The 26,467-nt window shown below is 38.7% G+C and carries 22 protein-coding genes and 2 CRISPR repeat arrays; of the genes, 14 read left to right on the forward strand and 8 right to left on the reverse strand.

Going from position 1 to position 26,467, the window contains the following annotated elements:
- The first annotated feature begins 58 nt into the window (after positions 1-58).
- Positions 59-1,579: direct repeats of the CRISPR family, unit length 31 nt; unit sequence TTTCCATTAATTCCACTTCTTGTTGGAGAAG.
- 280 nt (positions 1,580-1,859) lie between these two features.
- The 14 genes from cas10 to H6G26_RS28655 all read left to right on the forward strand — a co-directional run bounded on the left by cas10 (position 1,860) and on the right by H6G26_RS28655 (position 18,147).
- Entirely contained in the window at positions 1,860-4,886 is a 3,027-nt protein-coding gene (cas10, locus tag H6G26_RS28590) for a type III-B CRISPR-associated protein Cas10/Cmr2 (RefSeq protein ID WP_190733534.1), read from the forward strand.
- On the forward strand, positions 4,886-5,998 hold the full coding sequence (locus H6G26_RS28595) for a type III-B CRISPR module-associated Cmr3 family protein (protein WP_190733536.1): 1,113 nt from the start codon (positions 4,886-4,888) through the stop codon (positions 5,996-5,998). Before cas10 ends, H6G26_RS28595 begins: the two co-directional genes overlap by 1 nt.
- Positions 5,995-6,867 (forward strand): type III-B CRISPR module RAMP protein Cmr4, encoded by an 873-nt coding sequence (gene cmr4, locus H6G26_RS28600; RefSeq protein WP_190733538.1) that lies wholly within the window; start codon positions 5,995-5,997, stop codon positions 6,865-6,867. Before H6G26_RS28595 ends, cmr4 begins: the two co-directional genes overlap by 4 nt.
- Positions 6,864-7,256, forward strand: a complete 393-nt coding sequence (locus tag H6G26_RS28605; RefSeq protein ID WP_190733540.1) for a hypothetical protein — start codon at positions 6,864-6,866, stop codon at positions 7,254-7,256. Before cmr4 ends, H6G26_RS28605 begins: the two co-directional genes overlap by 4 nt.
- On the forward strand, positions 7,256-9,268 hold the full coding sequence (locus tag H6G26_RS28610) for an RAMP superfamily CRISPR-associated protein (RefSeq protein WP_190733542.1): 2,013 nt from the start codon (positions 7,256-7,258) through the stop codon (positions 9,266-9,268). The genes H6G26_RS28605 and H6G26_RS28610 overlap by 1 nt, the downstream gene beginning before the upstream one ends.
- 17 nt (positions 9,269-9,285) lie before the next feature.
- The gene (locus H6G26_RS28615; protein ID WP_190733543.1) at positions 9,286-10,854 is read left to right on the forward strand and encodes a hypothetical protein; all 1,569 of its coding nucleotides are present in this window, start codon (positions 9,286-9,288) and stop codon (positions 10,852-10,854) included.
- Positions 10,855-10,878: 24 nt separating this feature from the next.
- Positions 10,879-12,969, forward strand: coding sequence for a WYL domain-containing protein (locus H6G26_RS28620; protein WP_190733545.1), 2,091 nt, complete (start codon positions 10,879-10,881; stop codon positions 12,967-12,969).
- Positions 12,970-13,030: 61 nt separating this feature from the next.
- Positions 13,031-13,586: direct repeats of the CRISPR family, unit length 36 nt; unit sequence GTTTCCATTAATTCCACTTCTCATTGGAGAAGCGAC.
- 296 nt (positions 13,587-13,882) lie between these two features.
- On the forward strand, positions 13,883-14,146 hold the full coding sequence (gene csx18, locus H6G26_RS28625) for a CRISPR-associated protein Csx18 (protein ID WP_190733547.1): 264 nt from the start codon (positions 13,883-13,885) through the stop codon (positions 14,144-14,146).
- A gap of 43 nt (positions 14,147-14,189) precedes the next feature.
- Entirely contained in the window at positions 14,190-15,182 is a 993-nt protein-coding gene (gene cas1, locus H6G26_RS28630) for a CRISPR-associated endonuclease Cas1 (protein WP_190733549.1), read from the forward strand.
- Positions 15,183-15,461 (forward strand): CRISPR-associated endonuclease Cas2, encoded by a 279-nt coding sequence (cas2, locus tag H6G26_RS28635; protein ID WP_190733551.1) that lies wholly within the window; start codon positions 15,183-15,185, stop codon positions 15,459-15,461.
- A gap of 126 nt (positions 15,462-15,587) precedes the next feature.
- Positions 15,588-15,884, forward strand: a complete 297-nt coding sequence (locus H6G26_RS28640) for a hypothetical protein (protein WP_190733553.1) — start codon at positions 15,588-15,590, stop codon at positions 15,882-15,884.
- A gap of 255 nt (positions 15,885-16,139) precedes the next feature.
- A complete protein-coding gene (locus H6G26_RS28645; RefSeq protein WP_190733555.1) occupies positions 16,140-16,451 on the forward strand; it encodes a hypothetical protein in 312 nt (103 codons plus the stop codon).
- Complete coding sequence (locus H6G26_RS28650) at positions 16,444-16,728, forward strand: helix-turn-helix domain-containing protein (protein ID WP_190733557.1); 285 nt, start codon at positions 16,444-16,446, stop codon at positions 16,726-16,728. The genes H6G26_RS28645 and H6G26_RS28650 overlap by 8 nt, the downstream gene beginning before the upstream one ends.
- A 153-nt stretch (positions 16,729-16,881) precedes the next feature.
- Entirely contained in the window at positions 16,882-18,147 is a 1,266-nt protein-coding gene (locus tag H6G26_RS28655; protein ID WP_206757564.1) for a hypothetical protein, read from the forward strand.
- 126 nt (positions 18,148-18,273) lie between these two features.
- Here H6G26_RS28655 and dnaB read toward each other — a convergent pair whose 3' ends face one another.
- From dnaB to H6G26_RS28695, 8 genes are all read right to left on the reverse strand, one after another.
- Complete coding sequence (gene dnaB / locus H6G26_RS28660) at positions 18,274-19,587, reverse strand: replicative DNA helicase (RefSeq protein ID WP_190733561.1); 1,314 nt, start codon at positions 19,585-19,587, stop codon at positions 18,274-18,276.
- Between the two features lie 230 nt (positions 19,588-19,817).
- Positions 19,818-20,699: a DUF6262 family protein gene (locus tag H6G26_RS28665; RefSeq protein WP_190733563.1), complete on the reverse strand. Its 882-nt coding sequence runs from the start codon at positions 20,697-20,699 to the stop codon at positions 19,818-19,820.
- Positions 20,692-22,509 carry a site-specific integrase gene (locus H6G26_RS28670; protein ID WP_190733565.1) on the reverse strand — a complete coding sequence of 606 codons (1,818 nt, stop codon included), beginning with the start codon at positions 22,507-22,509 and terminating at the stop codon, positions 20,692-20,694. Before H6G26_RS28670 ends, H6G26_RS28665 begins: the two co-directional genes overlap by 8 nt.
- Positions 22,509-23,951 carry a tyrosine-type recombinase/integrase gene (locus H6G26_RS28675; protein WP_199327133.1) on the reverse strand — a complete coding sequence of 481 codons (1,443 nt, stop codon included), beginning with the start codon at positions 23,949-23,951 and terminating at the stop codon, positions 22,509-22,511. Before H6G26_RS28675 ends, H6G26_RS28670 begins: the two co-directional genes overlap by 1 nt.
- Before the next feature lie 2 nt (positions 23,952-23,953).
- Positions 23,954-25,069, reverse strand: a complete 1,116-nt coding sequence (locus H6G26_RS28680) for a tyrosine-type recombinase/integrase (protein ID WP_190733567.1) — start codon at positions 25,067-25,069, stop codon at positions 23,954-23,956.
- Positions 25,070-25,115: 46 nt separating this feature from the next.
- Positions 25,116-25,397, reverse strand: a complete 282-nt coding sequence (locus H6G26_RS28685; RefSeq protein ID WP_242053933.1) for a DNA cytosine methyltransferase — start codon at positions 25,395-25,397, stop codon at positions 25,116-25,118.
- The gene (locus H6G26_RS28690) at positions 25,394-25,789 is read right to left on the reverse strand and encodes an ASCH domain-containing protein (RefSeq protein ID WP_190733569.1); all 396 of its coding nucleotides are present in this window, start codon (positions 25,787-25,789) and stop codon (positions 25,394-25,396) included. Before H6G26_RS28690 ends, H6G26_RS28685 begins: the two co-directional genes overlap by 4 nt.
- A 186-nt stretch (positions 25,790-25,975) precedes the next feature.
- The coding region (locus H6G26_RS28695) for a DnaB-like helicase C-terminal domain-containing protein (RefSeq protein WP_277883923.1) at positions 25,976-26,467 on the reverse strand (492 nt) is incomplete at its 5' end.

Genomic DNA, 26,467 nt, shown 5'->3' on the forward strand with positions numbered 1-26,467 from the left:
ACTTCTCATTGGAGAAGCGACTCGCATTAAAACTTTCACAACTGCTCAAATATTTGGGTTTCCATTAATTCCACTTCTCATTGGAGAAGCGACTGCAATGCTTTATGAAGTCGGTTCAGAATATGGTGTTTCCATTAATTCCACTTCTTATTGGAGAAGCGACCTGAAATCATCAACAAGATTCTGACTCCCGCTTACTAATCAAGTTTCCATTAATTCCACTTCTCATTAGAGAAGTGACCTGATTGCCGCCTGGGCGGTCGGCATCGAGACCATCTAATTTCCATTAATTCCACTTCTCATTAGAGAAGTGACAAGGTAGTAGTTACGGTTGCAGTCGTTCCAGTACTGGTATTTCCATTAATTCCACTTCTCATTAGAGAAGTGACCTCTCTTGTGTCTGTTTGCTCTCTTGTTTGTCTAATATGTATTTCCATTAATTCCACTTCTCATTAGAGAAGTGACATCCCGGATGCGGGAAATCGCATGTTTCAAAGTTAGCGGCAAAATTTCCATTAATTCCACTTCTCATTAGAGAAGTGACATTCAAAGCTACGTTACAAGCTGTTTACTGCTACTCATATTTCCATTAATTCCACTTCTCATTAGAGAAGCGACCGATCGCCATTTGTTTCTAAACTGGTACTATTCAGAAAGTTTCCATTAATTCCACTTCTCATTGGAGAAGCGACATAATATTATGTCACAGATTAAAGCAGCTTACAACTGGGCGTTTCCATTAATTCCACTTCTTGTTGGAGAAGCGACTCGTCCGGTATGACGATTTCCGCTGTTTCGATTACGTTTCCATTAATTCCACTTCTTGTTGGAGAAGCGACACTATCAGTAGTGGTATCCACAAGTTGGCGCAGTTTCCATTAATTCCACTTCTTGTTGGAGAAGCGACCTGTATTAGAGAAATCGAACCATGTAAACATTGAAATGTTTCCATTAATTCCACTTCTTGTTGGAGAAGCGACTACTCGCACCCCGTAAATTATTAGCTACAGGTTGCAGTCTTTTGCCGTTTCCATTAATTCCACTTCTTGTTGGAGAAGCGACCAAAGCTTCTGGAATTACGAGTATTGGTACTTTCCAGTTTCCATTAATTCCACTTCTTGTTGGAGAAGCGACCAGTAAATTTAAGTTTACCTTTTAGAGGTCAAGAAAAGGTTTCCATTAATTCCACTTCTTGTTGGAGAAGCGACCTCTTGTATATTTGCAGCATGAGAAGCGATCGCTCGTTTCCATTAATTCCACTTCTTGTTGGAGAAGCGACAGTTAAACCTTTTCATCCGGGGAAATATAGTTGAAACGTTTCCATTAATTCCACTTCTTGTTGGAGAAGCGACTCAAACAGTCAGGAAAATGAACTTAGTATCTGAATCCGCAGTTTCCATTAATTCCACTTCTTGTTGGAGAAGCGACGGTAGGCGGCGGGGAGGAATCCGACGACGTACCCACCGGTAGTTTCCATTAATTCCACTTCTTGTTGGAGAAGCGACACCTTGGCATTGGTCTTAGGAGGAGACGGTACAACGCTGTTTCCATTAATTCCACTTCTTGTTGGAGAAGCGACCCCTCTTATTTAACTCCTTACGCAGCCTGATGTCCAGATGCCATTTGCGGCGGGGTATATGTCTATAGCTAAATTCAACCATATTACATACACATAAAAATGCTGAAACCCTTAGACAGCAGGACATCGGCCGGGTAAACGAGACAATAGGCATTTCCAGCTTTTGCTCACCCCGTCGCAAGGAGAATAAAAAATATTATAGATTTGTCATTCGCATGAAAACCACTTGATTTAAATTTTTTGTGGATTACACTAGGTTAGTCTCTTAAGATACAAGTGCATGAACGTCGATCACCGCAAGCTTTACGCTTTGTTGCAAGAGCCAACGAGTGTTACTCAAGCATCTGAAATTATAGAGCAGTTACAATGTTTACATTCACATGAAGATAATTTACGGCTTTGGTGGGGCTGTATAGGTAAACAAGCTGCTGATATAAGTGGTTCCTCGGATCAAGTGAACCTACAACCAAAGGATCAATCTGGTGATAGCGCTTTTCAATTGCGTCATCCCATTAGTGCAGAGTGTAAGACGGTCACAGCACATGATCGGAGTACAAATATAAAGGTAGAACTTAGTCAGATAATTAGAGAAACAGATGATATAAAAAAGGTATTTTGGTGGTTTTGGCGGTTTTATCCAGAGATACTCGCAAGTAAAAAACCAGAAGCATTGTTAATTCCGGCTCACAGAATTCTCCCAGATTCTCCACTTCATAGTTACAAAAGCACGGTTTCAGCACTAGTGGGTGCTATGTTCCCTTCAGATCAGTACTTAGAAAAACCGGAACATCCCTATTTGCTACTATTCACTTTTTCGCCAGTGCAAGAGTTTATTAAATCATCACGAAAATTCTTGGATTTTTGGGCAGGTTCTTATCTACTACATTATCTTAGTGCCAAATTATGTTGGTACGTTGCTGAAACTTATGGGCCAGATGCGGTAATTACTCCTTCTTTGTGGAGTCAGGAGATTATTGATGCTCTCATAGTCAAGAAATACCCAGATATGAAGGCAGAGTTTGAGCATACTTCTAGCAGGGTAGATCCTGTAAGCCGATTTAATAATTCTCGATCCACTTCACTTTCAACAGCTGGGTTTCCCAATGTGATCACAGTTTTAGTGCCAGGGAAAAAAGCGGCTGAGGCATTGGGTAAAGAATTGAGCGCACAATTGACTAAAGAATGGCAGGCAATCGCTCAAAAAGTATGCTCTGACATCAAAACTAGAACGATAAAATGGTTGGATGAAAATATAGATTCTGATTTAGTTAAAGAATTCCTCATTGAAAACGAAAATGCTAACCAAAGAAACTTACAAAAATGGCAGCAGCATAGTTGTTGGGAATGGAATCAACTTTGGAATGCTCAGATAAATAACACTTGGGAAAATTACTGGACTGCTGTACCTTTTGGCAATCCAGAGCAAGAGTTGATAACTTCTAAAGGTGAAAATAATAATTTTAATACTGATTGGATAGAAGCAGCAGAAGCGATTGCTCCTTCCCATCCTGAACACCAAACCCCAACAGAGGCTGAAAAACAAGTCTATCAATCCCTAAATGTCGGAACTTGGTGGGGAAATGTGCAGTCCCGTCTTGGCAAGTTAATTCAATCAGTTAAGAATACTCGGACTTGGAATTTACCAGCTTCCCCAGGAGAACGTTCTAGTCTTTCTGGTCAGTTTAGTGCGATACACCCTAACTTGCTTTATAACGAACAGTTTCGTGAAGGTGGCGGATTATCTTCTGGGTCAATGCGTCTATTTTGGCAGTTAATGTCTCTAGTATATCCAGGATTGTTTAATGGTTCTGAAAAACTAAATGCCATTGAACTAACTAAACGTATGGCTTGGCAGTATGGAGGTGTTGCAGAATCTTTGGGCATTAAGGAAACTTTTATAAAAGAGCAAATAAACTATGAAAACTTGATTCGCTTTCCTAATTTAAGTTCTATTGCTGCTGCCAGATTTGCTTATAATCATCCAACTAAGGTTCAGGGCTATTGGAATAACCTCAATAGTTTAATTCAGAAAAATTTACCAAAGCAACATCAAAAATTTTGTTCCCGCACTCGCGGTCGTCCCTTTTATATTTATAAAACTGATAGAAAAATTAACCCTGAGAATCGAGATGGTAAAGACTACAATGGTGTCATGTTTTCTAGCAAGTGGCTAGCTGAAGATATGGGCTTGCAAGACAACAAAAAAATTGAGACTTTACGGAGTTTAGTAGAAGAAGCACATAAACAGAGCTGCTTTGGTGATGGGAGTCCTTCTGATTGGTGGGTAATTGTTCTTGCTGATGGCGATAATATGGGTAAGTATGTTTCCGGCGCAAAGCTAGAAAAATATGACAAATATATCGTTAAAGAAGTAGTAGATAAAAATAATTTAGATGATGAAAAATGGTTAAAATTGCTCGATACCAAAAAACGTATGGGGCCAGCAACTCATGTCGGACTAAATCGTGCTTTATTAGATTTTTCCAATCGCCTCGTACCTTATCTAACTGAAAAGCGTTTTTGTGGCAAAGTTATCTACAGTGGCGGCGATGATGTTATGGCAGTGCTGCCCTTAGAAGACTTGCCTGAGTATCTGCTATCGCTACGAGCAGCTTGGTCTAGTGGTAAAGACCCATTTAATGAATTTGAAAGTGAAGGTGGTTACTGGACTCCTAAATCAAATCTAGAAGGAATACCCAATCGTTCTCACTTCACAATGGGTGCAAGAGCAACAATGAGCATGGGCATTGTAATTGCTCATAAAAGTGTCCCTTTACCTACAGTTTTAGAAAATATTTGGTCAGCAGAAAAAGAACAAGCTAAAAAACTGCCAAATAAAGATGGTCTGTGTTTTCGGGTGATTTATGGGGGTGGAAATACTCTAGAAGCCGTGATGAAAGGTAAATTATTAGAATCTTGGTATGAGTTAGTTAAGTCACCATCATCAGAACTGAGTCCATTACTTTTGCGACTAGCCGAAGAATTGCCACGCCGCGCTACTGTAACTGAGAATTACAAACTATTTTCTAAGGCAGCGAAAGTAATTATGAGTCGGCGGGATGAAAGTAAAAAACTCGAAAGTTTTTCTCATATAGAGACTTGGCTAAATGATTGGGAAGATTGGGTTAAAAGCTTAAAACCGCAGAACGATGACTGGGATAAATGGATTAAGAAGTTAGAGGATGGAAACCAAACAGGTACTCAACCTGAAGATTTGGGAAATATACTGCGCTTTAGTGCCTTTTGGGTAGACAAAATGGTGCAACGTCAAAAATGGGGTAATCCTGATATTCAGGAGGATAACTGATGTATTGGTATGTTATTGAACCGTTAGATGTATTGCTGTTTAGAGAAGCAAAACCTTTTAGTCCCAGCGAAGGTTCTTGGGCTAAAGGACAATTTCCACCATTGCCAATTACCACATTTCAAGCATTAAGGTCGGCTTTAGAGCAATATGAGCAAAAGAAACGCGACTTAGAGTTTTTAGGCCCGTTTTTGCTAGACAAGGATAATACTCTATGGTTGCGAACACCAAAGGATCTATTGGCAGTTAAATCCAAGTCGCCAATTAATGAGGATATACCAGAGGATAACTTAGACGAAAAAACGAATGATTGGAATAGAACCGAACACTTGCAACCGGCTTGTTTAGGGGAAAAAGCATGGAAACATTTTTGCTTTGACTCTAATGCACTGCAACCAATGGTGACACCACCTATAGATAAAAATAATGAATTTATATGTGGTAAACCTGAATCTTGGATTACATTTAATGCCTTGATTGAGTATCTCAAAGGAGAGAACCTCAGAAATCCCCAAGATTTTCATGCAGATCCTTGGAGTGTACAAATTTTACCACACATTCAGATGCAGCCAGGCACTAGACAAGTAAAGGATGAGGAAGGTTATTTTACCGAGGTAGCGATACGCTTACATCCTGGATGGCGCTTAGTCGCTGCGATGAGTGCAAAGTTACAACAAACAGTAGTACGCTTGGGTGGCGAAGGGCATCGGGCTTTAGTTTCACTTCTGCCAGATTTTCAGCCGTGGCATAAATTAGCAGCTTATGAACAGCCAAAAGATGCAACCAATTTTGCTTATTTGCTTACTCCTGGACTAGCACAGGCACAAGTAGCAGTTTACGGAGTGTATCCAACTAGCTGGCAAGATAATTTATACGGATGTGTGAGTGATCGTCCTCTTTTATGGGGTGGTGTCTCGACTATCCAACGCAAGGAACAAGATAAAGAATTTGCCCTGCTTCCACAACGAGCATTTGTGCCACCAGGAACAATATATCTGTTTAAAAATATTCTTCTTCAGCAAGCTGATTACTTGTTACCAGAGATGGGAGGGAATTGGCTTACCACCTTTCGACAGCTTAACTACGGAAAACTTTTATGGGGACAAAGAACATGACTAACTATCTAACTTATATGTACCTGTTAACACCTTTACATACTGGCGGCAGTTCTAACGAAGGCAATATGATGGGTATTGCCCGTGAAATTCACACAGAATTTCCCTATTTACCTGCTTCATCTCTGCGAGGTAAAATTCGCTCCGAATTAGAACACATACATTCTGAAGAAGCCAAAATATTTTTTGGACACAAGATTGAAAATGGTCAGCAACCTACTGAAGGAGAAGTCTGGTTTGCTGATGCAACCCTCCTATTTTTCCCCATTGCCTCTGTGAGTCATCATTTAATTTGGATAACTTGTCCCTTGTGGCTGGAACGTTGGAACCGTTGGCTAGATAAAGCACCTCTGCAACCACTCATCACACAATGTCGCCAGATTTTATCTGGTCAAAAGTCAGCAGGAGTAAGCTTCAATTCCGAAAAACTTTACTTGCAAGCCGCACTCCTGAGTAAATCGGATATCGAGAAAATAGATGTGACAACGCTTTCAAAGCTCCTTCTCCCCATAACATCAGCAGGCGGAATCATTTCTCAGATAGCAGAGAAATTAGTAATTTTGACAGATGAAGACTGTATAGCACTGGTAGAAACAGGCTTACAGCGAGAAGTAAGAGTAGCACTGGAAGAAAAATCTAAAACTGTTAAAGGTGGCTCTTTTCGCTCAGAAGAAGCAATTCCTCCAGAAACGGTGCTGTTCTTTCCTTGGGGCATGAAACCAGCGAAAGAAACTTCTAAAACTGTCAATATTCGTACTTCTACACCGCAAATCTTGAATGAAAAATTGCAATTTGGCGGTTTAGAAGGATTAGGTAGAGGCTGGGCTGATTTAAAAACGATTATTCCTAATAAGGAAGATACACCATGAAACTTGATTCTCGAAAGTTTAGTAAAGAAGCTTATGCAGCATTGACTGCAATAGAACAGGAGTTAGATAATAAGTATCACAAAAAGGCTAGTAGTCTTGTACAAGGGTTAACAGCGTATATATCTACTTGGGGATTACATCGACTGAGTGGAGATGCCAAAAAATTTTTAAATGGCAAAGCAGAAGATACCAAATACAAAGGTAGGGTTTATAAAAAGTTCCTCTATTCGCTAAAAAGCTTTAGTGGTCATAACTTTAATGTTGATGATGAAGGTAGTTTAATAAATATGCCTCTCAAAGAATATACCGCTCTTAATCGGTTGGCGATTGAGTTGGCACGAGAATGGTCTTTTTGGGCATCTGCTGTTTTAGGGGAGCCGGAGGAGTAATGAATTACAATACTCAACAGCAATGGCAGGCTATTCTAGAAAAACTTAAAAAAGATAAGAATCCCCTTTACGAACTCCTTAAAGATAGTGGGATAGATGAAGATGGAGATTATCTCAAGTTGTACATTCCTAATGAAGACAATAAAAAATTAGCTCAGGGAAAAATCCCAAAAATTCAAGCAAAGCTCCCTATTGGCTGGCAAAAGAAAAGATTGAATATTGTAGTTGGTGAACCACCTGTACAAATTCAGCAATCTTCAACTAAAAAGTCTATTATTCAGCCAAATTCACGCTCAACTTCGTTACCAGCAATGGGTAAACTAAAAAGTCTTCAAAGTCCGCTTCAACAATTGAATAACTTTATCAACTTTGACTTTGACAAAAATGGTAATGAACTAGTTCAAGGTGCGCTAGAAGCAGCCGTTATTGCTGATAAGACTTGTGAAAGTCTATATCAACAACTCACAGAGAAAACTAGAAAACTAGCCGATGACACCATCACAGTACAGTTTCCTTGGCGGCTGCGTGTCGGAGGAATGCGGGGATTTCGAGAATTGTTATTGCCTGTATTCCATCCAGTGTACGGTGTGCCTTACATCCCATCTAGTAGCCTCAAAGGTGCAATTAGAGCAATCGCGCTCCAGAATAAGTCTAATTTTTCTGAGGTAGAGCGTCTGTTAGGAACTCTTGATGATGGTATAGGGTGTGTACAGATTCTCGATGCTTTCCCCACTGCCTCTTCTCTCAATGTTGATATGGCTAACCCTCAATGGCATTGGGAAAATGGACAGGTAAGGTATAACTCTGTTCCTCATGCTTTGCTGTCGATGAAACACCCTGAATTTGTTATTGGGTTAAGTCGCACTAGTAGGGGTAAGAATTTAGATGATGTGCAAAAAGTCAAGGATTGGCTAGAAAAAGCTTTAGCCGCAGGAATTGGTTCACGAGTAAGTGCGGGATATGGAAGAACAGGTTTAAGCGCTGGTTTAACATATTCATCATCCCATGATTTTCAGCTATGGACGCAGGGAATTTATGGGGCCGATACTCAACAATCAGAGTTTCGCCCTGTGGCACTGCGGGGGATGTTAAGGTACTGGTTTAGGGCGATCTCACTTAGTATTTATTCACCCACAGAATCCAAAGAATTTGAAGCAATTCTATTTGGAACAATAGACCCTAAAAGCCAAGAAGGAACTATTCGTATTGGGGTGGAATGGGAAGAAGGAGAAAAACGAGGAAGTGGCAATCCCTACTTTTACAAAGGCAAAATTCTTTTAGAGTCTAAAGAGCAACAACACCTCATATTGATTGAAAATCTATTGCGCTTATCATCTCATATAGCAGGTATAGGTAGGGGTTCACGCCGGCCTCTGCATTGGAATAGTCCCAGAATGCGAGGGTGCTATTGGGAACTTTCTGAGAGAAAACTACCTTGTGAACAGAAAGCTTGGCAAGATTTAATCCAACAAGTATTGAATGCATTCTCGGTAGTTAAAAAGCCTCACAGTTTACCTGATACTGGTAAGTCATCAAGTTTGAATAAATCCATTGTTGCTCCTCCGGTTAAACGTTCTACTATTTCTCCTCCTCTAAAACGCTCCCAAAGAACTGATTCTCCTGACAATTTTGATAATCCCAATAATCGTTATCAGGATGTTTTTAATAATCAAACATATATTTATTTAGTGCCTAGTTCAGAAATGAGGCATCCTAAAAGTGTTCAGGATTGGTCACAAGAAGGAAACACTGCATTAGTTAGAGGTAAAGCTTTAGAGTTGCTTTATAGCAGTCCAAATTATAAGGGGATGAATCGTGAAGGGAAGGGTAATGCTGAAGTTGGTGGTAAATTAGGAATTCCCTCTTTTGTGATAATTAAGTCTAATTTTCCTGATTCTGGGCAACCTTACCAAACAGTAACAATTTTCGGCTCAAATAATAAAGCTCGTGCTGCCTTTATCGAGGCTTTACCAAAAGATTCAATTCAAGTCTGTCCAATTTTATTCAAATAGTAATGGAATCAAATAATATGGCAATTTTATTAGCGAATATCGGAACTTCTGATTTGGCTATAAAGAGTAATGATTTTGACTATTGCTTACCTATCTTTGAACGTAACGAGCCAAATGAAGATATTTCAAAATTAACTACTGGAGAACTAGGAGCCTGGAAAGATAGGAATAGTTACACAGAATTTTTGTATGAGGAGTTAAACATGAGATTAATTCCCTCTAATATTACAGGTGAAAAAGTAGGAGAAGTTGAATCATCTTTTGTAGATTTTAGCCAAAGGTTACTACAAAAGTACCTAAGTAAACCAGACATCTGGCATCACCGCATTCGTCCTGGTCGGATTGGAGGTGTAATTATAGATGCACAAAAAAGTTTTCAACTTAATAAAATTCATTTGTTTGTTACGAATCAAAATCCTCAACATAAGCTGGATACAGTTTATCTGTTTGAAATTCTAAAATACTGGTTTAAACGCGAGTATGATTTGACATTAATAGCAAATGAAATTCCTTTTGGGGTTACAGCGAAAGAATCAGACAAATTGCTCAGTTTTTACTACGATTTTTTTACAGAAAACATTAATAGTAATTCTATAGTATTAGTCAGCATTAAAGGCGGTACACCTCAAATGCAGACTGCTTTAAAAATGCAAGCTATTGCATCCTCTGTATCACGTTTAATGTTTATTGATCCGCAGTTTGATATCAGTAAAATTCTTGCAGGTCAATTTTCTAATTGTGGATTAACTTCCTATTGGCGATATATCCGAACTCAAAAATATCAGACAGTGAAGCTATTACTAGAGGAAAATCATTGGGATTTTAACGGTTCTATTCAAATTTTGAGAGAGTGGCAAACAGTTTTAAAGTTTTTTATAAGTCATCATGTTGTTGATACTAATGATATAGCTAATAGCAATCAAATAATTTCTAGAATAATTAAAACTTTAGATATCGGAATTAATTGCTTTAATCTAGATATTAAATACTCACAAAATTTTTTGCAGAATAATTCTCAATTGAAACTTTCTTCTAAATTAGTTAATGAAGTTAATAATTATGACATTGTTTTGAACTTATATACTCAATGTCGTATTTATTGGAAATTAAATCAGGTAGCTAATTTTCTATCTCGAATGTCTTCTTTCTATGAAGCTGTATTAGAAAAAATTGCTAATAATCTAAATTGTTATTCAGGTTTCTCCCGTTTAGATAATCGATTTGACAAACGTGATTTCATAGATAACCAAATAAAATCAAATAACATTTATAAAATAATCCAGGATTGGGGTAAAATTCTCATGTTACTAAAAAGCCTGGATTTTTGGTGTAAACAACGTAACTCTATAATCCACGATGGCAAAGGAGTTTCTAAACAGCGAATGGAAGAATTATTTAACCAAGAAAGCAAGTATAACTCTGATATTTGTCATCCAAAGTTAATTGTAAGAAACATGGAGGCGATTCTTAGTAATGATTTGGAAATTGTCCGAAATGAATACAGACATAAATATGTAGCCGAGAATCAAGAATACTACATTTACTCGGAAGTAAAAAATTGGGTTATTCAGACTTTGGATGCTTAATGGTTTGAGTTAAAAGGTAAACTCATGTCTATCCCTCTCATTTGTCAGTTCCTGATTGGTGTCCCCGGTAGTGGAAAATCCACCTTCGCCGCCGAGTTAGCAAAATTAGGAACTTACCGCGTTGTCTCCACAGACGCAATTCGCCAACAACTCTACGGCGATCCAAGTATCCAGGGTGAGTGGGCAGAGGTAAAGGAAAAAGTTATCTCTGAGATTGTTGATGCAATAGCTCAAGGTGATTCCGTAATTTATGACGCTACCAATGCCAAGCGTGTATGGCGGATGGATTTGCTCATGAAGCTAAATTCATCTGTTGCTTCCCTTGGACAGCATGGAGAAGAGGTTCTGTGGATGGGGTGGTATTTGCAAACTCCTTTGGCAACTTGCAAAGCTTGGAACCAACAGCGCACTCGCCAAGTTCCAGACATGATCATTGAGAATATGCACAAATCTCTGCAAGACTTTCCCCCAGTAGCAGCAGAGGGATTTGCATCTGTAAAAGAGCTTGATGTCACCTCCCCCAAGTTCGACATTCAACAAATTCTAACCCAAATCCAACAGCTTCCTCGTACCCTTACCAATCGCGCTAATCGTAATCGCCACATTAATTTACACGGTTACAGTAAGCTGCTGGACTTTGAGCGCTTAATGCATTTAATTTCTCTCATTATTCGCTATCCAGGAATTGGGAATTTGCAAACTACTCACCCCAGTTTGCTGGAAAGCGTTTTGGGTAATGTTCCTCTGTTTGCTAGTTCTTTAGAGGAAGTTACCGCCTTCATAGGTAAATTGTGCGGTACGATTTACGCTAATAAAAATGCCATTGAATTTGACTTAAACTGGCTACAACAAAATTCCCTGATTGGAGCCAATAGTATTGCCTCTTCTTCTGGCATTACATTACCACCTGCTCATTCCATTACTCTATCGACTTTTGTAACTCATGCTTATTCTGACTGCGACAGCTTTCGGAGGTTGATACAAATTATTCGCTTGATTCTCCACCACCCATTTTTGCAAGAGACAGGGAAGGGAAGCCTGCAAACGCTCGTGTCTGCACTCAAGGAAAATGGGATTATCGATAGCGATGGTTTAGATACTGTCCGCAAAGACATAGAAAAGGTTCTCAAGCCTTATAAAATATTACCAGAATTTCCCTTGAGAGATGGCTACTTTGCAGGGACAGCGATTTTATCAATACATGAATTAACCAAAGTCTTTGATGTTCTCCAGTCTCAGGCTAAAAGCCTTGATGATCCTGTAGCATTGGAGATTTATGAAACATTTGCCACGCGGATGGTAAAAAGTAAGTTAGGGGTAAGTAACGTATATCCGGTACGGGCGATTGCTAATCGCAATATGATTGACCCAGAGTTTTTACCAACCGATGCTCTTTCTAAGAATTTAGAGCAATTGGAAGAGGCAATAGCTAAAGGACAATTACTGGAATTAAATCGCTTTTCTGGCGGTGGTAAGTTTCTTCTTGATGAAGAAAGTTTTTTTTTAGCATTTCCATTGCAAATCGTGTTTTCTAACCAAGCGTGGTATTTAGGTTTTGAGTGTGAAGGTGGAGAGTATCCAGGACTGTTCCGGTTTGAGCGTTTGGATAGATTGTTTGTAGGTCAATTTCAAGGAAGATTTCGTTCTAAACACGAACAAGAAAAATCATTACAGAAATTACAAAAGCTTTCTGCTGCTAGCGCAGGGATTTTTTTGGGGTATAGTGCGAGTGACCAACGTCAGTTTCTCAGCCACGATAAACAAGAACGTTCTCAGGCTTGTGTGACAGTAGAACTGTGGTTTAATGATGCTATATTCCGGTTTATTACGGAAGGAACTAAGAGATTCCCTGCAAAACAAATGAAGATGTCTCCACCTGTAGAGGGCGGAAGATTAATGTTACCTAAGTCAATTTTCTGCCTGAAGAAAACCACAAATAAACGGTTTCCCAATCGCTTTCGGGTGGTACTGCCTACATGGTACTTGGATGATGTGGAGTTTCTGCGGTGGATTGTTGGTTTTGGTGGTAATGTTAAGGTAGTGCAGCCAGAGAAATTGGTAGCTAAGATTAAGGGAATTGGTGAAGCGATTTTAGCCGTTTATAAATCGCAATAAATAATCAAATATCTTTCAGAAGCTTTCAAAAGGTCGGAATATAAACATTCCGACCTTTTGCATTTCCATTAATTCCACTTCTCATTGGAGAAGCGACTGTTCTCTGCTGAGGACGTAGCATGGCAGTTTAGAGGTAGTTTCCATTAATTCCACTTCTCATTGGAGAAGCGACTGTCTCTCTTAAAGCGTAGCGTTCCGAGTGTAGTGGTTTCCATTAATTCCACTTCTCATTGGAGAAGCGACGCTTTCAGCCATCACAGACTGGATGATCTCCGCCATCGCTGGAGAGTGTTTCCATTAATTCCACTTCTCATTGGAGAAGCGACAATACGTACTGTGACCGTCGTGAGACAGACACTTTAGTTTCCATTAATTCCACTTCTCATTGGAGAAGCGACCTTGAAAATGCACGTAGATGACGCTTTATTATCTATCCGGTTTCCATTAATTCCACTTCTCATTGGAGAAGCGACAAGTTTAGTTCCCAGGTTTTAATAAAAAGTTTTATGGAGTTTCCATTAATTCCACTTCTCATTGGAGAAGCGACCCCGCTTCGCGGTTCTCGCCGCGGTCGGCGACCCGTTTCCATTAATTCCACTTCTCATTGGAGAAGCGACCCCTCCTATTTAAACTCTTATGGTGTCTGATGTCCAGATGCCATTTGCGACGGGGTCGGTGAGTAGAGAAATTTTTACCTTTACAAGTAAATATAAAAACCCTGAAATCCTTATACAGGAGTACATCGGCCGGGTCAACGAGAACATAGGCATTTCCAAGTTTTGCCGACCCCGCCGCACCGAAAGTAAAAAACTTAGTAAATTTGTCATTCGCATGAAACCACTAGCAGGATCTCAAACTAGTCCCTACTTTTAAGGTATAGAGTAAACAGACACAACCATCAAACATTATATTTATGTATATCTCTTCCCGCGCTGCATTAATCCGCAACCTTGGTGTCGCCTTACTCAACGGCTCTATTACACTAATTATCCTGTTAATTGCACCTTTAGGGCTAGCAGCAGTAATCATCAATACAATCTTGATTACCGTCGCCAGCTTTGTGAACGCTACAGCAGGTGATGCTGTAGTGAATTTTTTGCAACCATCCCAAATTAAAACTCTGCTAGCCGAAACCATTTCCCAAAAATTAGAACTGGCTAAAGAAAGTAAAAAGTAACTAATAATATTTTACTTGTTTCCCATTAATATATTGAAATTTTATGCGGACACTCTACGTCTCCCGACAAGGTTGTTATATAAGCCTCAAAGCCGAAACCCTAATTATCAAACAAGGAGAAACTATTCACGGCGAAGTACAATTACCATTGCTGGAACAAATACTAATATTTGGTAAATCTCAAATCACTACCCAAGCGATTCGTACTTGTTTATGGCGAGATATCCCCATCGCCTACCTATCCCGAATGGGATACTGCTATGGTCGGCTCATGCCAATTGAACGGGGATATCGTCAATTATCTCGTTATCAGCAACAATTAACAGCAATTGAGCGCTTGTTAGCAGCTAGAAAAATTGTCCAAGCCAAACTGAAAAATAGTCGTACTTTTTTACAGAGACAACAACGGCGTAACCCGTCCGAAACGGCTGAGATTGCCATCAAAAGTTTAGAGGTTTTGGCGCAAAAATCAGGAGAAGCTGAAACGATAGAGCGATTGATGGGATTAGAAGGGGCTGGTGCAGCGCAATATTTTTCAGCCTTTGGTGAATGTTTGAATAATCCCGATTTTGTATTTTTAGCGCGTAGCCGCCGTCCTCCAGGAAATCCAGTGAACGCCATGCTGAGTTTTGGCTACCAAATCCTGTGGAATCATTTGTTGACACTAATTGAACTTCAGGGATTAGACCCTTACTATGCTTGTCTACATCAAGGTACAGAACGTCATGCTGCTCTTGCTTCCGATTTAATTGAAGAATTTCGTGCCCCAATTATTGATTCTTTGGTACTTTGGTTAATCAATAGCAAAGTCATGGATACTCAAAAAGATTTTGAATATCATGATGGAGGTTGCTATCTGAATAACTCTGGTCGCCCAAAATATATTAAATATTTCTTACAACGCTTGTCAGAAGAAGTACAAAATTCTCAGGCAGAAAAACAACCTCGTTGGGATTTAATGACACAGCAAATTAAATCTTTTAAAGAATTCGTTTATCAGCCTAGTAAACTCTATAAGCCTTATGAAATTCGTTGAATGCTATTTTACGTAATAGTATATGACATACCTTGCGATAAAAGACGCAAAAAAGTATCTGATTTATTAGAAGGATATGGTCAACGAGTGCAATATTCAGTATTTGAATGTGTTCTTGACCAAAATAAATATAATGAACTGCGAAAAAGACTCCATAGACAAGTGAAAGTTTCAGAAGACAGCGTGCGGTTTTATCCCCTCAGCCGACACACGTTTAACCAAATTGAAACTTGGGGAGAACCACCAGTCACAGAAATACCAGGCTCAACTATTATCTAATTTACTTTTCTTCGGTCACTTTAAGAGGAGGAAAATTAGTTTAGAGTATTACCATAATGGATGGGTATTATTTACGGTACTACAGGCGACAAAATCATTAGTTGACGTAATCAGAATAAACCGTCAATGGAACCACTGGAATACTGCCGTTTGTACGTTAAAAGCCCAAAGCCAGAAAAAAGAGGGTATAGAGCCGCGTGCGTGCGAACGCTCACAGAAGCAACCTTTGGGGTTTATTCGTACCAAACAATCGATAAGAACTGGGGTTCTCAATTTGAGAAACGACCTGATACAGTGCTACAAATTCTCGAAGTCGCTCATACCATTAACCTTATAGCCATCAAACTAGAGGATATTCAGCCGGCGATTACAGAGCTTTTAGAACAGGTATCAGCAGTAGCACCCTACAAAAAACACAAATAAATCATAAATTTCCATGTACATAGACAGAGTTTACCATCAAAAGCGAGTAAAATATGATTGATCATAACAAGCAACTCTGGTATTGACTTGCAATCAAGCTGAGAGGGTTTAGTTTGCTGATCAAAGAAAAACAGGTGAGATTTTAAGCTTGGCATGGGTAACTATTGTTCACCATGCTGGAAAATTTCCGTTTACAAAACGGAATTATTTTTGGTCTTTCCTGTTCTTGGTTAATCTGCAACTAAGTAGATTTTTATGCCTAATATTTTTCCTCAAATACCTCCAGTAGCTATGCCAGAGGTTATTCCCAGCGAATTACCTCAGCAGAAATTTCATCTCGGTGAATGGGTGCGATGGTTTCAAGTACCCAACTGTGACTTTGGCCGCGTCATTGGAGTAATCTATACCCAACAAGCCAGTTGCATTGCCACGGGCTTACATTACTTGGTTCTTTTAGATGAGCGCAGTCCCTCTCGTGAAATTTGCATTTGTGATTTCGCTTTCGAGGAAGATATTGAACCCCTGGATAACTCATCCTTGGAAGGGCTTCAAGGCAATCATGTCTGAAGCTCAACAACATCAGCAGTTGTTAGAACTGCACAACCAAATGTTTATGTCCCCCCAAGATTTTAGCTATCGTTGGGGATTGGGTTACGAAGAATTAGCAAAAATCTGTGCCATCTCTAAATCTACGGCTTATCACTGGTTAGGTGGACAAGCCAGCCGCCGAGAAGCTGGATTACCTTACCAAAGAATTATGGCTGTGGCTGATTTTCTTTTCGCCAATGCCGAAGTAATTAATCCTCTGTTAGAACATTGGCATAATCCTCAACACCCGAATTAATCCTTCAGTTTTTGCAAATTGACAAAACTTTTCTTCATCACCTTGACTGACATAAAAAATAGGTAGTAGGGTGCAATTTATCGTCACCAGCCTACCCACTGTTCCATGAACCGCTCGACTAATGATTCCTATTACCTGCCCTCCAGTATTGAATTGACTCAAAGCCATGTCTTGATTCATCGCATGGCAATTCCTCTCAAAAATGCCATCAGCTACTTACAACAATTTCCCCAGTCAGAATACGAGGATATTTGCCGGGATGCTTTTGAGTTAGGATTTCTTTGCTTGCAAACTGCTCAAACTCGTCATGGCAACGAATTAATTAAGCAGCAGATGGAATCCTTGTTGGTGGAGTTTCAGCAGGCAGTCAAGGTAATTGCAGAGTCTTTCCAGCAGGAATTAATTAATCAAGTAGGGACAGAGAATGGTCAATTATTAGCTCCACTACAAAATCAAATTAATCTGACTTCAGCCATCCTTACTGAAAAACTCAATAGCGTCAGCACTTTGCTTACACAGGAAATAGACCCCGCTAGAGAAACTTCTGTTGTCGGCCGCTTTTTGAATTCATTACGTCAACTCTTAGATGCTAAACGCTCTGATTCCATTCAAGGCGCATTTAAAACAGCTTTAATAAATGCCACTAAGGAAAATGGTACTCTGGCTGCGGCAGTTAAAGATGTGGTTTCTGAGTCTGTCAAACCATTAACCGAACAAGTGGAAAAACTGACCAGAGAAATTCGAGATCAACAGGTGACACAACAAGTACTTGAGCAGACAACTGCAAAAGGCATCAACTATGAAGAGTTAGTGGTTGTCGAACTGCGAAATTGGGCAAAGTTGAGTGGAGTAGAGGTGGAGCATATTGGTCGTGATGGAGACACTGGCGATATTCTCCTAAAGTTCACCAGTAAATCGTTAGCTGTAATTGAACTGTCAATAGTGATTGAAGCTAGGAAACGGCCCTCAAAGCCTTTTGGTCGCCAAGCAATCACTCAACATTTACAGTCAGCAATGCTGCGGCGTTCTGCAAACTCAGCAATTTTTTTAAGTTATTCGCGTGAGGGATTAGCGCAGGAAATCGGTGATTGGGCAGAGGGAGTTTCTGAGTCAGGTTATTGGATCGCTACAACCCATCCATTTTTAATTATTGCTATCCGCTTTTTGGTGATCCAGCAAAGGTTAAATAAATTGCGTACCTTTGAATCCGAACTGGATGTTACTGCTGTTGAACAACAGATTCAGCAAATCCGCACAGCTTTAGGACGAATCAGAACTATAAAAAAATCCCTGACAGAAATTGGGAAGGGTGTATCTGTAATTAAAGTTGAGGCAGATGCGCTAAATGTAGATATTCAATCAGCGCTAAAATCAATTGAGCAAACCCTGAGTTTCGTTCCAACTGAAAGTACTGGCTAACAGTTTAGCTAGCATACTCCTGCAATATTTCTCACGCAATAACCCACCCAGGATTTTTTAATTCAGCAAATGATTTAAGTTATAAGGTATTAACACAGGTAATTTAAGTGAATTATTTATTTTAAATCAAACTGTTATATTACGAATTTCTCCGATGCTACCATCAAAAAGCACTTTACAAACTCCAGTAGCACCATTTCGATTCTTTGCTACGCTAATCTCCATTACACCTTTGTCTGGGGTATTAGAATCATAATATTCATCTCGATAAAGAAGCAGCCCTACATCCATATCCTGTTCAATATCGCCAGAGTCCTTAATATCAGCCATAGTAGGACGTTTATTACTTTGATTTTCTACACCACGATTGATTTGAGCTAGAACTACAAATGGGACATTAAAGGTTTTAGCAATATCCTTACAAGCACCACAATATTTACCAATGGCTTGCGCTCGATTTCCTGCTGCTCTATCTCCAAGCTTTTGAATGTAGTCTAATACTACTAATCCTAACTCTCCTCTTTCAGATTCTATTCTACGAAGTGCAGAACGAATTTTAGTGGGAGTTAATTCACCCGCAGGAGTATCATCAATGATAATAGGCAGTTCAGCTAGATTAGATAAACCTTTTATTAGAGAATCGTATTCTTCCTCATAAATTTGATTGTGCATGAGCCTTTGGGAATCAATGCCTGTGTGCATAGAGAGAAATCTTTTAGTCAGTTGTTCCTCAGACATCTCTGCACTAAAGAATAATACTGGCTTCTGAATACTGCTTGCAATATAATTAGCCAGATAACAGCCGAACCAACTTTTACCAATAGATGGTCTAGCAGCAACCACAATTAAGTCTTGTTTAATTAAGCCACCAATGAGAGCATCTAAGTCTGCTAAACCCGTAGGATAAGCAGGAGATGAACCTTGCTCTATCTTATTCAAGATATTAGCTAAACACTCATTAATGGGTTTAGGTTGAAATTTAGCTTTCTTGTTAGTTGTAATATTAAATAGTTGTTGTTCAGATTGCTCAAGTACCTGTTCTAACTCGATGCTAGTGTCACATCCTAAATCTACTATCCTATGTCCTATCATTACTAATTGACGACGTTGATATTTATCCAATACTAATACAGCATAATGGTCTATATTTATGGCTGATACTGTACGAGTCAGAAGTTGACATAATTTATTATTACCACCTACTTTTTCTAATAATTTATGGTCTAATAGCCAAGTAGAAACAGCTATCAAATCTGTTTGTTTATCATTTTGATATAGCTCTAAAGCTGCTCTATAAATTTGTTGATTACTATGAGTACAAAAAGCTTCTACAGGAAGAATATCAGCAACTACACTGATAGCATTGGGATCGAGTAAGATACCCCCCAATATAGCTTCTTCTGCTTCGACGTTTCCTAAAAATTGATTACTATTAGACATTTATAATATGTTTATTCGCTATAATAAAATGCCAATAATTTGTAGCTTGCTTGACATTCATTGATAAAACTTTGGGGTCTCCCAGATCCAAAACATCTTTAGGAGTAGTTGGGTTCTTTCCTAAACATTCCATAATTTCTGCACCAATTGCTCTCGGCAAAGATGGCGAAACTGAATTTCTTACCTGTCTCGCACCATATCATTTTATGGATGGCTATTGGTCTTTTAACTTATTCTTCATTCTTTTTGTTAAATAAGTGGCTAAGTTGTTTGAGCTTATCCTGAGAAATTAATTTTTTTTGATTATTGTTCATAACTGCTGAAGATTGATTTGATGGTTGAGGTGTGGATTTTTCGGGAATATTAGGCTTTGCTTCGTCACGTATCATTGTTAGTAGGCAAGCAGCAGGATTCTCTATATCAGTTTTACTACGATACTCCTGAAAAGCTTCAATTGATAACTTAACTTTATAATACTCACGACTATTTATTTCCTGTTTTAGTTTTGAAGTTACCTTAATCCCCATTTCGTTAATTAGTTGAAAGATATCGGAGTCTTCGGGTTGAATATCAGCAGCATGAACTTCACTGGATCTAGGTATATCATTTGTAGAGGCACTTGTATCAGACTGATTTATTTTTAAAGAAACTATCTCTGTTGATGAGTTAGTAGAATCTTTCTCTCGTGACTGTGAGCGAAGGCGATTACAGTCATCTCTGAGTTCATAGATTTCTGCGACATGACCTCTGAGCTTTTCATTCTGGCGCTTAAGTTCCTTAATTTCCGCTTCCAGTTCTCTAATTCTTTGTCTGGCAACTTCATGTAGGGTTTTAAGACTGTGGGGCCCTGGATCTTTCTCTTCTAAGGGATTTAATTGAGTCTCCTTTTCATGTTGAATGTCGTGGATATATGCCTTAATCTCATTCCATTTGTATAGATAAGAAATAGAACAGCCAGCAACATTGGCAATATTCGCAAATGTCAAGGGCTGTTTTTGAGTAAGTATTTCTTGAATCGCTTTTAATACTTGGTCTTTTTTTTGTTCTTTTCTTTGAGCTTGAGTACGACGCAGAACTTCAGCCTGTTTATCGCGATTATGATTTTTAACCATTTGCTAAATTTTTTAGTTCTGGTAGCCATTTATCCATCGCCTCGATAGTGGCTTTAGCTTCTTCTTTTGCTAATTCTGCACCTGCTAGTTCTGCTTCAGTTCGTCTTTGTTGTTCTCCTTCATACTGGCGTTCGTAGAGAGGTAATTTACCAGTGCTAGGACGAAAACTAGAACAGCTATAGCATTTGGGGTAAAGATTAACAGGACAGGGCGTTTTTGGGTCAAGTGAACAGTATCCATAAACTACTAGACGTGGAGCAATTTCGAGGTCTAGTTCATGGGCGTTAGGGTTTGTAAGCAAGGTTTCGGGTAGCGATTGCCAAGGAAGAAACTTATTATTAGAATTTATTAACAATTCTTGAAAAGGTAGATCCACCTCTGCCACTTCTTCTCTAGTGGGAGGTGTATAGTTTTGGAAAGTTGTATCAACTTTAACATGGTCAGCATAAAGTTTAGCAGCTTCAATGCCATGTTTTGCCCGGATTTCTTGTAATCTATTATGGCGAGTAATTTTACCTGTAAAATGAGGTTTTTGTCCATTGGCATCATGGATATCTTCTCTTTCTATAAGTAATCGAATAATACGTGTCATTGCATTTTCGTCTGCATTCATGCTGGGTATTTTAGGTAGAGGCATCATAGTACTAAATGTAGGATAAGATTGAAGCCTTAAATTAATAAAATGACAAAATAAATATTGATACTGTAATCCCAATGTTTCCCTTATCCATTTCTGTTGCTCTTCGATTATTTGTCTTATTTCACGATTAGCAGGTATTTGATGCCATCGCTTACTTTTATGTTGATAAAATTTGATATACCATTTTCCATTTTCTTTTACTAAACAATCAAAATTTAGTTGACAAATATCTCCTGGACGAGCAGCAGTATACTGCTGTACTAAATAATTACGAGCGATAGGTGCAGGAATTTTAGATAGGTGATTTTCAATAGCTGTGCGTGTTACTTCATCTAACCAGTCAGGATCATTTTTTGTTTCTTTGAAATAATCACGGCTACGAATTAAATTTGATGCATCAAGTTTTAACCAGTCAAAAAACCCTTTTAGACAGCTCAGTTTATGATTGATAGTTTTGCCATCTAGAGTTTTGCACTCATTTAAAAAGCTTCGTATCGCTTCACGATTAATATCGATACTTCGCTCTATTCTATTACTTTCTATAACTCGTCCAAATTTCCTTATACTTGCTAAAGTTTGTAGAATTCCAGATGGCGAAGAATATACTTTTATTTTAAGCAAATATTGTAAATATTTTTTAGCTTCTACACGATACCATTGAGGATAAATATCTGTAAAACTGATTGATCTTGAATAATTTATATTGAAAAAGTTTCTTAAATCCCATATATCATTCTCAAAACAAAAAGGTGGTATATTTGATTTTGTTACTTTATTAACCCAAGCACATTCAAGTTTTGAATTAGATTTAAAGCGAATTCTACAGAAATAACATCGGAACATTTCACGACCACTGTGACTTTTATAAATCCATCCTTTTTGTCCATTATGTCCCCTCTGAGTACAGATAGGATTAGGGCATTCTATATCAGGATGATATTTACAAATGTGAACAGAAACTTGGCAAGTAAGAGAGATGTACTTATTACACTTATAACATCTCAACCTAACTTTACACATTGAACCTTCTTTTATCTCAACTTTATTTAGATAGTTTTCCTGGCAATGTGGACAAATAAACTCGCATTTATATTCTTTTGACCAATCTACTTCTAACTGACTATGCAATGTAGCGTGAAGAGAAACAATAGGATGATTTTTTTTAGCCATTATTGATGTATCCTTTTTTTCAAGCTTTCTAGTTCTTCTAATCCTTCTAACCTAATTTTTTGTAAGCCTAATAATCGATTAATTTCAGTAACTCTTCTTTCTTGTCCTGCTGTTTTTGCTTGTTGTAAATCTTCTTGTAATTTTGCATAATCAGCTTCCAATATATTCTTGTCTTCTAAAGTTACTCGATGATAATCGCAACTCAGGCAAGCATAACGAGACTGGCAATCACCTAACATAGTTGGACGATGACATTCTCCTAATGGAGTACTGACTTTGAGGATTTCGGCTAATTTCTCATATCTGCGTTTTTTCGGTTTAAAGCTACTAATTTGACCATACTTATCGACGTAACTTTTAGAATTAGCATCTTTCTCCAATTGTTCTAAAGAACGCTTACGATAATGTGGCAACATATTCAAGGAAGCATGACCTAAAACCGCAGCAATATATTCATCTTCTGCTTCGCAATAAGCCATGATGCTAGCCTTAGTACGGCGGAAATGATGGCTAGTAAGATAAAACTGATTACCATGCTTATCTTTAAGGTCTGCTTCTTTACTAAAAGCTTTTAACCAAAATAAAAGTTTGCGATTACTTAAAATCTCGGGTTCATAGACTTGATCTACCCTAAATGCTCCATTACCAGCGCCAGTTTTAACATAGACTTCACAAAACAACTTATCAAAGTCGAAATCAGCACCAAATGTGATATCTAAAAATTTTTGTTGCTCTTGAACTAATTCAGCTACCAAATGATGAATTTGATAGAAACGCCAGCATTGACGTTTTCCTATCCAACGTAGTATAAACCAATTTTCTCCTTCCTGTTTGAGACATTGGCGAGGCATCAGGATCATTTCTCCTATACGACATCCCAAAACTAGCTGTAGCCTAAATAGCCTTTCTAGTGGCGATGGAAGAAGATCAAATTTATTATAAATTTGATACAGGACTTCTTCTGGAATAGTCTCGATTTTAGGAGGTTTTAGTTTAATTTTAGTTGGAGTATAGATTAATTTTAGCCATCCTTCTTCTGCCCATAACTTTACTGCATAAGCTATATTATTTTGACGATGTTTTGTGGATTTTTGAGCTACAAATTCTCGCAATATATGCTCATTTAAATCTTCTGGTTTAATATAACCTTTAGATACCAAAAACTCATCTAATTGTTTTAAGTGACGAACTCGGTGACGAATAGTATCCAGTGAGTATTTTGCTATAACAGTAGCTAAAGCTGTTAATTTTGTTAGCAACTTTAACCATGATAACGAAAACTTATCAAAATAAATATTTATAATGGAATGGATTTTAGATTCTTCGCTATAACCAAGTTCTTTAGCTGCCCAAATATCTTTTTCTAATAAAGTGGTATCTAGCCCTTTTTGTCCGAATTCCGAATTGATTATCTTTTCCTGCAATATTTCCAAAGGTAACATAATTATTCTTGCTCCTCTGCTTCAAAATAAGTATTTAGACTCATTTGATTCAATACATGAAAATAAATATTTTTAGTAGTCGCAATTGAACTATGCCCTAATAGTTGCTGTATATAATGATCGGCATAACCAGCTTGGAGCATCCTAGTAGCAAAAGTATGCCTGAATAAATGAGGATGTGCCCCAATTCCTGTTCTATCTTTTAGTTGATAAAATAGATTATTTACCCGTACACTGGTCATAGGTTTTCCAACGTACTTGCCATCCAAATTAACGAACAGCATCCCATGTCGGAGTTTTTCTGCTTCTAAGGGATATTCTTCTAGTAGATAAGCTTGAAATGTTTCTTGGACTTCTTTTCTGTTATTAAGGATGGGTATTTCTCTTTCTGTGCCTTTGGCTATTGCTCCATTGGGATTATTGTCCCGCCTTGTAACTCTAATTCTTCCTCTGATATCAAAGTCCTGTACGTCTATCAAATGTAAACCCAATAGTTCTCCCCTCCGCATTCCCGTTTCTCTCAGCAGCATTACTATTAGCCTGTCTCTATAGCTGTAACAGGCATTAGCTAGTTGACTTACTTGTTCGTCGGTCAAGCAACCAGGGAAGATTTTTGGCTCTTTTACCTTAATCCGTTTGCGTTTTTCTGGCGTGCTTTTAACTATGCCTTGTAAAAAGTCACCTCGTTTGCTCCGTCCATGAACCAATTTGGTAAAAGGTTTTTCTTCGTCAATCTTATTTACTCCAATGTAGAATTCATAGAGTCCTTGTATAGCTGTAACTGCTTGATTGACTGTTCTTGGGCTACGTTTGGAAACTATTTCACGTACTTCTTCAGAGATGACCTCTACTTCGCCACCAAGGAGATACCAGTTGACAAAATCAGCCAGTTCTTCAAGTCCTACATCTTGCCAATTAAGAGATTTGTATTCCAGCCATTGCCAAAAATCTAATAATCGGCAAGCATAAGTATTAACTGTGTTAGCTGCTAGTTGACGCTTACGGCAGTAGTTTAAGTATCGCTGGATTGGTTCTACTGGTAAGCAAACTTCTGTGTCAAATATGCAGCAAAATCTTTCCTCTGTTTGAGGATCAATTGCTCTTTCTAGCCTTATCATTTTCTACTTCGTGGAAATTTTACTAAAGTAACTTTACCATGAATAACTAGGCTAATTGTTGTTGTTTTTCTATATTGTGTAATACAAAACTGTTGTTGTTATAAGGGAACCCCCCGCACAAAATGTCGAACTGTCCTTGGTGGCAACGGTAGTTGGTAATATCTGCGTGGATTGGAATTCCTGGTTGTTCATGGCGCAATTGTGATTGAGAATAAGGAGAGATTTCGACAAATTGCTGGACTCGAAATTTGTGGGATAGACCTGCGGCTGATATTCCGTGGTGGCAGAGTCCGCCGATGCCGGAAAAAAGCGAAAGGACTGCTTTCATGAGGCGATCGCACTCCTGACCAGTTCATCTGGCACTTCAAAAATCCCCAGTTGGCCGATGTAAGGAATTGGTGTAACTTCTCGTGGATTCGCCAATTCCCAGTGGTACTGTTCAGCCATCCCCCAGCCAGATGCAATTTGTGAAAACTTGCAATCTACTATTGTGACAATACCGATGATTTGTCCGCGACGTAGAGAGATTAATTCTGGGATTACTACCCCCATGCTTTGACAAAATTCTCTCGCTACCTGGTACTCTTTTTTGGTACAAGTTTTTGCAGCGTGAATCAGAATGTCGCCGCGATAATGAATAGGCCAGCCACGGTTTTCAATATCCTTTAGAGCAAAAATAATTGCCCATGCCCAAGGCTGACGAACTGTGATTGCTTTCATAACATTTGTGCTGATGATGTGATTTCGATACCCACAGCGCCACGATTGAGGTCTTTAGCACACTTGAGAGTATTGCCAGCAAATCCTTTACTTCGTGGGGCCCTACCTTCCCCTTTCCTCAGTCCTCGCAGTCAGTATTGACCTACTTCAATAAATTGGTTCATTAGTTTATCCTCCAGTAAAGCCTTAAAAACTACGACCACGAGATAAATTCTTGAATCTGGTAAACTGATGGTCAAATAAAAGCTTGACTGTACCAGTGGGGCCATTACGTTGCTTGCGAACAACTAACTCAGCAATGCCACGATCTGGGGTATCGGGGTTGTACATTTCTTCGCGGTAAAGCATGATCACAACATCACTGTCTTGCTCAACAGCACCACTGTCTTTTAAATCACTTAGTACAGGGCGTTTATCGTTACGGTGTTCAACTTCGCGGTTGAGTTGGGACAAAGCCAGTACAGGCACATCCAAATCTTTGGCTAATCTTTTTAATCCCCGGCTGATTTCACCGACTCGTTGAGCCATGTTCACCCGTGAATCAGTATCAAGAGCCATAAGTTGTAAGTAGTCAATGATGACAAGTCCAACACCACCGTAATGGGATGAAATTCGGCGGACTTGGCTACGGATTTCATTAAGAGAAGGGCAAGATTCGTCGTTGATGAAAATCTGTTG

It is taken from the genome of Nostoc sp. FACHB-888 (assembly GCF_014696655.1).
Taxonomy (GTDB): Bacteria; Cyanobacteriota; Cyanobacteriia; order Cyanobacteriales; family Nostocaceae; genus Nostoc.